This is a genomic window from Microcoleus sp. D3_18_C2, from assembly GCF_036702395.1.
GTDB lineage: Bacteria > Cyanobacteriota > Cyanobacteriia > Cyanobacteriales > Microcoleaceae > Microcoleus.
The window spans coordinates 1-11,096 of record NZ_JAUBTG010000097.1 but is presented as its reverse complement, the minus strand read 5'-3'; the positions used below and the strand labels follow the sequence as shown (position 1 = coordinate 11,096).

Annotated in this window: 8 protein-coding genes and 1 tRNA gene; 5 read left to right on the top strand and 4 right to left on the bottom strand. The window is 45.7% G+C overall.

All coding sequences use genetic code 11. From position 1 onward, the window contains the following. Positions 1–263 precede the first annotated feature (263 nt). Positions 264–1,208: a fused MFS/spermidine synthase gene (locus QUA88_RS28435; RefSeq protein ID WP_333054082.1), complete on the bottom strand. Its 945-nt coding sequence runs from the start codon at positions 1,206–1,208 to the stop codon at positions 264–266. Beyond that, positions 1,198–1,467, bottom strand: a complete 270-nt coding sequence (locus QUA88_RS28430; RefSeq protein WP_333212769.1) for a hypothetical protein — start codon at positions 1,465–1,467, stop codon at positions 1,198–1,200. The genes QUA88_RS28435 and QUA88_RS28430 overlap by 11 nt, the downstream gene beginning before the upstream one ends. A gap of 459 nt (positions 1,468–1,926) precedes the next feature. Between QUA88_RS28430 and QUA88_RS28425 the strand changes: the two genes are divergently transcribed. Next, a complete protein-coding gene (locus QUA88_RS28425) occupies positions 1,927–2,997 on the top strand; it encodes an ATP-binding protein (RefSeq protein WP_333054083.1) in 1,071 nt (356 codons plus the stop codon). Between the two features lie 79 nt (positions 2,998–3,076). Next, complete coding sequence (gene priA / locus QUA88_RS28420) at positions 3,077–5,638, top strand: primosomal protein N' (RefSeq protein WP_333234011.1); 2,562 nt, start codon at positions 3,077–3,079, stop codon at positions 5,636–5,638. A 232-nt stretch (positions 5,639–5,870) separates the two neighbouring features. Here priA and QUA88_RS28415 read toward each other — a convergent pair. Continuing rightward, positions 5,871–5,941, bottom strand: a tRNA-Cys gene (locus tag QUA88_RS28415). Between the two features lie 175 nt (positions 5,942–6,116). Here QUA88_RS28415 and cpdA point away from each other — a divergent pair. From cpdA to QUA88_RS28400, 3 genes are all read left to right on the top strand, one after another. Next, positions 6,117–6,896 carry a 3',5'-cyclic-AMP phosphodiesterase gene (cpdA, locus tag QUA88_RS28410; protein WP_333275067.1) on the top strand — a complete coding sequence of 260 codons (780 nt, stop codon included), beginning with the start codon at positions 6,117–6,119 and terminating at the stop codon, positions 6,894–6,896. 191 nt (positions 6,897–7,087) lie between these two features. Next, the gene (locus tag QUA88_RS28405) at positions 7,088–8,566 is read left to right on the top strand and encodes an alpha-amylase (protein WP_333054086.1); all 1,479 of its coding nucleotides are present in this window, start codon (positions 7,088–7,090) and stop codon (positions 8,564–8,566) included. 205 nt (positions 8,567–8,771) lie between these two features. After that, the gene (locus QUA88_RS28400) at positions 8,772–9,548 is read left to right on the top strand and encodes an SDR family NAD(P)-dependent oxidoreductase (RefSeq protein WP_333054087.1); all 777 of its coding nucleotides are present in this window, start codon (positions 8,772–8,774) and stop codon (positions 9,546–9,548) included. A 156-nt stretch (positions 9,549–9,704) separates the two neighbouring features. On the opposite strand, the gene cofG is transcribed toward QUA88_RS28400, so the two are convergent. Next, positions 9,705–10,658 carry a 7,8-didemethyl-8-hydroxy-5-deazariboflavin synthase subunit CofG gene (cofG, locus tag QUA88_RS28395; protein ID WP_333054088.1) on the bottom strand — a complete coding sequence of 318 codons (954 nt, stop codon included), beginning with the start codon at positions 10,656–10,658 and terminating at the stop codon, positions 9,705–9,707. Positions 10,659–11,096 lie beyond the last annotated feature (438 nt).

Genomic DNA, 11,096 nt, shown 5'->3' with positions numbered 1-11,096 from the left:
TATTCCCGTATTTTATAAATAAAATAGGAAATAATTTGATTTGTATCGTAGGGGCGGGTTCACCACAAATCTCTGACTGTAATTCACGATCTAAATAAACCCGCCCCCCCCCAACTCAATCTGCATTATTCCCGTATTTTATAAATAAAGGTTGATACAGGCTATTAGTTGGGTGGGGGCGGGTTTTTGAGATTGTCGGTTTTTGGCAATTATTGTTGGTGAACCCGCCCCTACAGGAACTTAACCTCGATTTCAATTTAACTTCACTGACTGACAGAGCCTTTCCCGAAAAACTTAGGCGGTGCTGCCATAGTGTAAACTTCGGTTTCAGCGGCGATTACCTGCCGTAAGTGACCGGGAACTTGCATCAACCCCAACAGTGTAATTCCGTCGAACATCCGCAACCCGCCGGTGGTTTTCTCGGCGAGTAATTTGTCAGTAACTTCTGGATCTGGTCGCGTATTTATTTCTTGATTAGAAGCTACGGCAAAACCCCAAGGAGCTCCATAAGTAGAAATAAAGCTGGTGCAGGATTGAACGTTGGAGAAAACAGATTTCAGGGTATTTACAATGCGAGCGTGCATTTTCATTTCTGCCGGAGAAACGGGGCCCGCTTGCACTACGAAATATCCGTTAGGTGACATTACGCTGCGAACTTTCTCAAAATACTCTTTGGTAAACAACTGGAAAGATGGGCCTTCTTCAATGGGATCGGACAAGTCAGAAATGACAATATCCCAATCATTGTCAGTTTTATCTAAATAGTCCAAAGCATCGCCGATTACTACTTCGCAGCGGGGGTCATCAAAGGCGTTTTGGTGCATTTCGGGCAGGTGTTCGCGGCAAGCTTCTACTACTTCGCCGTCAATGTCGATCATCACGACTTTTTCAACTGTTTTCCAGCGCAGCACTTCTCTAATTGTAGCTCCTTCTCCGCCGCCGAGAACTAGGACTTTTTTGGGTGAACCGTGACAAATCATGGCTGGGTGTACCAGGGGTTCGTGGTACAGAAACTCGTCGCCAGTACAAGATTGCCATTTGCCGTCCAAAACTAAGCCTTTGCCGTAGGTACCGGTCTGAACCACGTACATTTCTTGATAGGCTGTTTTCTTGTAAGCGAGCACCGCGATGATGCCGTGAACGTAAATATCCCAGGGGGTAATGTACTCGCTCATCCAAAAGTCTGCACGAACTTCGCTACCTGACATCAATTACTCTCCAAATATAAACTGCTGTGTCGATGTTGTCACAAGTAGTAGTTCTTATCACACAATGGTGCGGGTGTGTGAGTACGATCGACACATTAAATTGAGATTTTTCAGCAATGGTATAGTGTGATTGCGTTCTGGGAACTCGGAAGCGCCTTGGTACTTGAGATTGCTTGTGGGCGATCGCCCACCCAGTCGAGATCACTTTTCCCGTCGCCCCCGGTCGAGATCGCTCACATTTAATATTTCCCCTTTGCATTGCCCACGGGTTTTGTACAAAGGTTGTCTGAACCGGGCAATTTTTCGCACTGGGCCCGCCTTGATAAGTTTGCGATCGGCCTGCTTATTTATCAATAATCGGATGAAAACCCCGCAAATGCGAGAGCGGAGAATAAAAGTAGCGATCGGTTTTAACCCGATTTTTTATTAATATGTTGACATTTTGAATGTATCTTAGATAAAATTTTTAAATCCACCCAAACCCATAAAATATTGATTTTTTTTGATAATAATGCAGAGTCTATGTGCGACGACTTTATAACTAAGTAAAGGTGACAACTAAATTCTCTAATAAAAACGCTCTTAATCTGTGGCAGTGTTTAAATTTTTTGTAAAAATAAAATTGTGTGGGGAGTAGGGTTTGGCGTTCCGCCCGCCCTGAATATACAATTTAAATGCGCTACAGCGTACACTATTTTTATTTTCAAAACAATAGCCTATGGAACCAACCGACTGGGAAAAAAGAATCAAAAAGCTGGAAAATGAAAATCTAATTTTGCGTAAACAACTAGAAAATTCGGAAACTGAACGCAGCCAATCAGAAGCCCTTAATAAAAAAAAAGAATCTTTGCTAAAAATACTAACTGAGGATTTTAGAGATTCCGAAAAAAAGTTAAAAGCAAGAATATCTACACTCGAAACAGCTCTGAATAACCAGCAAACCATGCAGCTCAAATTAATTGAAGCAGAAAAAATGTCGGCTTTAGGCATTTTGGTAGCTGGTATTGCCCACGAAATCAATAATCCCGTTAACTTCATCTACGGCAATATTACCTATGTCAATGACTACGCAGCCGACATTTTAAAATTGCTCGCAATGTACCAGGATCGTTATCCCGAAACAGATGCAGAGATTGAAGAATTTCTAGAAAAAATTGACATCGACTTTCTGCGCGAAGATTTGTTGAAAACTCTTTCGTCAATGAAACTTGGCTCCGAGCGCATCCGCGAGATTGTGTTGACTTTACGCAACTTTGCGCGGGTAGATGAAGCTGAAAAAAAACCAGTTAACATTCACGAAGGCATTGACAGCACTTTGTTGATATTGCAACATTTAACCAAAGAACAACCAGGTCATTCGGCTATAAAATTTATTAAAAGTTATGGAGATTTGCCCAAGGTGGAGTGTTATGCTGGGCAATTAAATCAGGTGTTTATGAACATCATTAATAATGCTGTTGATGCCCTGCGGGAGCGAGAACAAAAATCTTCACTAGACGAGCTCGAAGCTAACCCTGTCCAGATGACAATTACTACTTCTATTATTGCAGATAATTGGGCAAGAATTAGCATCAAAGATAATGGTCTGGGAATGAAGGAATCTGTAAAAGCGAAAATTTTCGATCCGTTTTTTACCACCAAACCAGTTGGGCACGGGACGGGTTTGGGATTGTCAATTAGCTATCAGATTGTTGTGGACAAACACGGCGGGAGGTTAGAGTGCATCTCCGCAATTGGAGAAGGGACTGAATTGGCGATCGAGATTCCGATCGCCAATTCCCGCAGCTAAGATCGATCGATCGAGCTAAACTGAGGGATAATGAAAACTCCCTTTGACCGCGGCTCCTCCTAGTTTGATGTGCAACCCTATGTCTACTGTCACTTTTGGTTTGTCAACCCCTATAGCGGCAGAAGCCGGGGCATCCTACGGCAGCAGCGAACCGCCCCAGCGCCCCACCGTGCAAGCAGAGTGGATCGAGGTATTGGTGGACTCTCCTTACAGGGTTGCGGGGGATTCGCCTGGGGAGGAAAATAAGTTATTTACCTATCGTTTACCTGCGGAACTTACCGTGCAACCAGGGGATATCTTGAGTGTACCCTTTGGCAGTCAACAGGTAGGTGCGATCGCGATTCGGTTCATTTCTCAACTGCCACGCGACTTAGATCCCACAAGGGTTAAAGATGTCGAAGATGTTGTCAGTGCGGGTTTTTTCCCACCGACTTACTGGGAATTGCTCGATCGCACTGCCACCTATTATTGCACACCTTTAATTCAAGTAATTAGAGCCTCACTGCCGCCCGGTTTGTTAAGCCGTTCCGTGCGCCGAATTCGCTTAATTAAGGACGCAATTTCTCCGAATGCCGAAACATTTCTCAATCCGGCAGCGAGTCAAATTTTGCAATTGCTGCAAGCTCAAAAAAACGGCGATTACACTTGGCAATACCTCCAGCGACAAGTTAAGGGAAGTTATCGAGGATTGAAAGATTTATTGAAACGCGGTTGGGTAGAAAGTTATTTAGAACCTCCCAATCCTCCCAAACCACAACTCAAACCGGCAGTGACATTAATTGCTAGTGCATTTGTCACAGATTTAACCAAGCGGCAACAAGAAGTATTGGAAGTTTTGCGACGCGGCGGCGGTGAAATGTGGCTGAACGATTTATTGAGAATTTGCAGCGCGAGTTCTTCTGTTGTCAAAAATTTGGAACAAAAAGGTAGCGTTGTAATTGACCAAAGGGAAGTGCTCAGGGGCGATCGCGGAATTTCTCAATTGCCCGATGCACCGAAGACTTTAACTCATTTTCAAGCTGAAGCTTTAGCGTTTATTAACTCTTTTTCGGGATTCCGTCAAGTGCTGCTGCACGGCGTTACAGGTTCCGGGAAAACCGAAGTGTATTTGCAGGCGATCGCCCCAATCTTAGCCAGCGGCAAATCCGCCCTCGTACTCGTTCCCGAAATCGGTTTGACACCGCAACTTACAGACAGATTCCGCGCCCGTTTTGGCGAGCAAATTTGCGTTTACCACAGCGCCCTATCCGACGGCGAACGTTACGATACATGGCGTCAGATGCTGACTGGAACCCCGCAAATTGTCATCGGCACGCGATCGGCCATTTTCGCACCTTTACCTCACCTCGGCTTAATTATCCTCGATGAAGAACACGACAGCAGCTTCAAACAAGACCAACCAGCCCCCTGCTACCACGCCCGCACCGTTGCCAAATGGCGCGCCGAATTAGAAAATTGTCCCTTAATTTTAGGTTCTGCAACGCCAGCATTAGAGACTTTTGTCGGGACGCGCCGAGATTATTACTCGTTACCAAATATCCATTATTTATCATTGCCCGATCGCATTTATTCCCGCCCGATGCCGCCTGTGGAAATAGTCGATATGCGCCAAGAATTGCGGCAAGGAAACCGCTCAATTTTCAGCGCTTCCCTGCAAAACGCGCTCGAACAATTGCAAGCAAGACAACAGCAAGGTATTCTATTTATTCACAGAAGAGGACACAGTACCTTTGTCTCTTGTCGAAGTTGCGGCTATGTGATGGAATGCCCGAATTGCGATGTTTCCCTGTCTTATCACCACGTCGGCGAAGGAACAGCAGAAATATTGCGCTGTCACTACTGCAACCACACCGAACGACACCCCCAAAATTGCCCGGAATGCAGTTCTCCTTACTTCAAAAACTTTGGTAGTGGCACTCAGCGAGTCGAACAGGAATTAACGAGATTGTTTCCAGAATTGCGGGCAATTCGGTTTGACAGCGATACGACTAAAAATAAGGGCGACCACCGCAGATTGTTAACGCAATTTGCTAACGGGGAAGCTGACATTTTGTTGGGTACGCAAATGCTGACGAAAGGGTTAGATTTAGCGGGAGTAACATTGGTGGGAGTTGTGTCTGCTGATGGGTTGCTGAACTTATCAGATTATCGGGCCAGCGAACGAGCTTTTCAAACATTAACTCAAGTCGCGGGCCGTGCGGGCAGAGGCGACGATCCGGGGCGGGTAATTATTCAAACTTACACTCCCGAACACCGGGTTATTCAAGCAGTTAGGCGGCACGAATATGCGGGTTTTGTGGAAACAGAATTAGCAGAAAGAGCGGCGCTGAATTATCCACCTTCGGGGCGGCTGATTTTGTTGCGGTTGAGCAGTGTAGATGCGGCGGAAGTTGCGGTGACGGCGGTACAATTGGCGTCTGTTTGTCAGGAGTATATTCAGCGATTGTCTGTACCGGGATGTGAGTTGTTGGGGCCTGCACCTGCGGCGATTATGCGGGTGGCAAATCGCTATCGGTGGCAGATTTTGCTGAAGTTGCCTTTGGATGAGTCGGTGGATTTGTCGGATTTGATCGGGTTGCGCGATCGCACGCCGCGTTCTGTTAGTTTAATTATTGATGTCGATCCGTTGAATTTTGGTTGAGGGTTATTGGTTGGGTGGGGGCTGGTTTGGGAGCATCTCATATTTGTAAAAATACTTCTTCTGGCTCCTTCCTTCTTCCTCTTTCCTTCTGCCTCCTGCCTCAAAACTCCTGCCTCAAAACTCCAATTTCTAGCGGAGGGCTGCAAAGGTGAGATGCTCCCGCTGGTTTTTGTATATTAGACTTCTCGATCGCCCAAACGGCATCTTAGCCACATTTCACACAAATTAAAAAAGGCGGCACCCAGATTTGAACTGGGGGTGGAGGTTTTGCAGACCTCTGCCTTACCACTTGGCTATGCCGCCGTCACGTCTGAAATTTGACGTTTTCTTATAGTACACCAAATCTCGAAAAATTTAACATACCTGTCAAAATTTTCGTGAAGCGCAGCTATCCCGTAGGGAATCGGCCTTTTTTCCATATCCCCAAAACCCATCCGAGGCTATTCTATAACTACATCGATCGCCCGCAACACCAGCCATGACACCAGTTTCTCCCCTACTCGTCGCCCAAATCACCGACACTCACTTGTTTGCAGAGATCGATCGAGAATGGAAAGGCCTCTCAACAACCCGCACCCTCCAAGCAGTTCTCGATCGCTTGCAACAGATACAGCCGCCGCCCGACTTACTCCTACTCACAGGCGACTTGTCGCAAGACGAAACACCCGAATCCTACCAGCGCCTCGTCTCCCTCATCGCCCCCCTCGGAATTCCCGCCTACTGGATACCTGGAAACCACGACAACATCCCAGTCATGGCAGAAATCTTAAATCAGTCGCCTCTTTCCCCAGAAAAATCATGGATGCTAGGAAACTGGCAATTTCTATTGCTTTCGAGTGTGGAAGCCGGATGCGACGGCGGGCGGCTTTCCCCAGAAAGCTTGAATTGGCTAGACTCTCAACTGCAACAAACGGGCGATCGACCTGTTATCATTGCCTTGCACCATCATCCTTTGCCGATCGACTGTGAAATCATGGATGGAATGATGCTGCACAATGCCGATGAATTTTTCGCAATTGTCGATCGATATCCTCAAATCAAAATCGTTCTTTGCGGCCACATTCACCAAGAATTTCAACAACAGCGGGGATCAGTTACCTACTTGGGGACACCCAGCACCTGCCTCCAACTTTTACCCAAAAGCCATCCGATTATAGTTGACAAAATCCCGCCGGGATTTAGATTGCTTGAATTGGCGATCGACGGTACTTGGAACACCAGAGTTGAGCGAGTTGCTGCCCAATCGCCACTAACTTAATATTTTTTAGTCTGCCTAAAATTATTAGTATCAAATTTACATTATCTTGTCAATACATCAACAGATAGATTTTTTTTACCAGCCCCATCTTTTATGATATTTATTAACCATAGATTGCAGACATACGTAAACTAGCGAGCTACGAACATAAATGTCGATCGCAATTTGACAAAACAGGAAAAACTAAATATATGTCTGAACTAAATGGCGTCATGATGCAGTATTTCCACTGGTACAGCCCCGACGATGGCAGCCTGTGGAATCAGCTAGCGAAATCTGCAAAAGATTTAGCCAAAATCGGCGTTACATCCCTTTGGTTGCCACCAGCCTATAAAGGAACTGGCGGCGGCATGGATGTGGGTTACGGCGTCTACGACTTATTCGATTTAGGCGAGTTCGACCAAAAAGGGTCGGTACGCACGAAATACGGCACAAAAGATGAGTATTTGGCCGCGATTAAAGCTGCACAAGATGCTGGAATTCGGATTTATGCCGATGTAGTCTTCAACCACAAATTAGGTGCCGATGCAGAAGAAGAAGCCGAAGCCACACCCTTCAATCCCGACAACCGGAATGACACCGTAGGCGAATATCAAAAAATCAAAGCTTGGACGCATTTTACTTTTCCCGGCCGCGATAAAAAATATTCCAGCATGGAGTGGCATTGGTGGCATTTTGACGCCATTGATTACAATGTTTACAACACAGAAACCCATGCCGTTTACCTGCTTAAAGGCAAAGAATTCGATCGAGGAGTAGACTTAGAAAAAGGCAACTTTGACTACCTCATGGGTTGCGATTTAGATATGGATCACCCAGAAGTCAGCGGGGAGTTAAAATACTGGGGTGAGTGGTATGTCGATACAACAAACGTTGACGGCTTTCGCTTTGATGCCGTCAAACACGTTAAAGCAGAATTTTTCCAAGAATGGTTGGAACACGTTCGTAACTATGTCAAACGCGACTTATTTGCAGTCGGCGAATATTGGTCTTACGAAGTGGAAGCTTTGCACTACTTCCTAGAAGCAACGGACGGTAAAGTCTCCTTATTTGACGCACCCCTCCACTACAACTTCCACGCTGCTAGCAAAGCCGGCAATAGCTACGATTTGCGAACAATTTTTGATAACACTCTCGTCCAACAGCAACCCGCCCTCGCCGTTACCTTGGTTGACAACCATGATTCCCAGCCCTTACAATCCCTAGAATCAGTTGTCGAGGCTTGGTTTAAACCCCTTGCCTACGCTTTAATTCTGCTGCGGCGCGAAGGATATCCGTGCATTTTTTACCCGGACTATTACGGCGCTAACTATAAAGATACAGCAAATGATGGCAATGAATACGAGATTTGGTTAGACAAACATCAGTTTATTCTCGATAAATTCTTGTTAGCGCGCCAAACCTATTCCTACGGCAATCAGTACGATTACTTCGACCACGCCAACACTATTGGCTGGACGCGACTCGGAGATGAAGAACATCCGGGTGGCATGGCTGTCGTACTCAGTAACGGAGGCGATGGCACTAAGTTTATGGAAGTCGGACAGCCGAATCGAACTTATATTGACATCACCGAACACATCCAAGAACCAATCACAACTAATGACGATGGTTGGGCTGATTTTCGGTGTAACGCCGGTTCTGTTTCGGTCTGGGTGCCACAGCCGTAAGAACTGCGTTAAAAACTGACCTACTCCTCTGCCTAAAGTAGGGTGTGCACTGCACACCTTACCGCTATAATTAGTAAATTAAACCACTTTTTACTTTCATGATTTTGCTCACCAAAACTTTTTTGTAGTTAGGAGTTTAGTCCTCTATCGACTATTATCTTTATGCTATGCGATCGCGCAAAAAAAAATATTTATATAAAGAATTATGAAGCTTTCAGAAAAAGTTGCCGTTATTACCGGCGGTGGGTCGGGAATTGGTCGTGCAGCAGCAATTTTAATGGCTAAGGAAGGAGCAAAAGTTGCTATTATCGATCGGATTTTAGACACGGGGGAAGAAACCCTCCGCCAGTTGGTCAATGAAGGAGGCTGCGGGCTGGCTATTGCCGCAGATGTTGGAGATTCTGGGCAAATGCAAAAAGCGTTTCAAACAATTTTTGATGAATATCAAAGAATTGATATTTTGTTTGCAAATGCGGGTATTAACGGTGTATGGTCGCCGATAGAGGAGATAGAACCCGATGAGTGGGATAGGACAATTAACACCAACCTCAGAGGAACATTTTTGGCTGTTAAGTATGCTGTTCCTCATCTGAAAAAACAAGGAGGTTCAATTGTAATTACATCATCGATTAATGGTACCAGAAGCTTCAGGAAAGTTGGTGCCACGGCCTACGCTTGTTCAAAAGCTGCTCAAGTAGCCTTTGCAAAAATGCTGGCGCTAGAACTCGCAGCCTGCCAAATCCGAGTCAATGTGATCTGTCCGGGCGGGGTGCTAACTGCCATTGAAGAAAGCACCGTTAAGCGCCATCTCGATCGCATTCCAGTCGCGCCTGATTCCATTCAAGACATGATTCCTTTGACGGATAATACGGCAGGTTCTACCGAAGAAGTCGCCCAATTAGTGTTATTTCTGGTATCACATTCCTCCAGCTTTATCACAGGTACTGAAGTGTGGATTGATGGCGGCGGTTCTTTGATTTAAAATCTCTATAGCAGCAATTTAAAGAATCTTCCTACCAATTACCCATCTTCAATCGAAAATCTAAAATCGATTGACTGACTATCAAGCAATTTGGTCACAAGCCCCCGGATTTATCACGCGGCTCAATTTTTCAATCTAAAATCTAAAATCTAAAATCTAAAATCGATTGACTCTCCTTTGTTTAACAGCCGTTTGCAATGTCTGGGGCAACCAATTATCGTACTGAGGATAAACAGGCAAACGCTTTACGAGTTGCCATCCTGCTGCTGCTAAAATTTCTGTTAAAGTTTGGTGTTGCAGGTGAGGATAATCGGGATTAACTTCATCCCGCGGCCCGATTCCTCCTAAATCTCTAGCACCTGCTTCTAAACAAGCCAGCAATATGTCTGGTTGTGCAACTAAATTGGGCGGAATTTGTAGGGCAATTTCATCAGGTAAAATGCTGCGGGCGATCGCAATTACTTCGGGCATTTTTGTAGCATCAAAAACTTCACCGTCCCAACTTTGTTGATTTCCGGGACTGTGTGGCTGGAGGATAACTTCTTGAATGTGATTGTATCGCGAATGAATCCGGGCGATCGCCTCCAGCGTCTCAATCCAATCTGCCTTACTTTCCCCAATTCCCAGCAGCAAACCAGTTGTAAACGGAATCTTTAATTCCCCAGCCCATTCTAACTGTTGCAGCCGCAGCGCCGGCACTTTACTCGGTGCGTGCCTGTGAACCGTTTGTAACAAATGTGGGGTAAGCTGTTCTAGCATCAGCCCCATCGATACATTTACCTCTTTTAAGTGTGCCATCTCCTCAAAGCTGAGCGGCCCCACATTAGTATGCGGCAAAAATCCCAGAGCAAGTGCCAGTTCGCACAAATCGTAAATCCGCTGCAACCAAGCTTTTCGGCGTTGACTGTGAGGATGTACCTCGCCACTGAGGATGAGAATTTCAATTACACCTTGAGTTTGCAGCAAGTTGAGCTGTTTTTCGGCTTCTGCGAGTGTTAGCCAAGGACTTTGCAGGGGTTCTGCCCGAAAATTGCAATAGGTGCAGCGGTTAAAACACTCGTAAGTGGGAACGAGGGTATAAGCAGGGCTGTAGGTGACGGTGCGAGACATTCCTTGGGATTTTTATCGATCGGACTTACGCAACAACATATATCTGTGCAGTGCGAGTTTTGCGGTTGGCGATCGCAACCCTTCATCTATCTTAACACTGCCCCCGTCCCAAATCTCGTGGCCCCGGTAGATTATGAGTATTCTTCATTGGTGGGCGATCGTCCCAAAATTCCGCACTCTGCTTTTTAAAACCCCATACAGCAAGCATTCTGGCTTATTATCAGCGCAGCTTATGACACTCATAATAAAAACTGTTCTTAAAAGGCCTTTACAAACTGAAATAAAAGCTTTATGTTTATTTACATGGCGGAACACAAAGCCGTCACGAACATTGAAAACCAAATAAAGCAATCATAAACAAATGACAACAACCTTACAGCAGCGCGAAAGCGCCAACGTCTGGGAACGCTTTTGTGAGTGGGTCACAAGCACCGACAA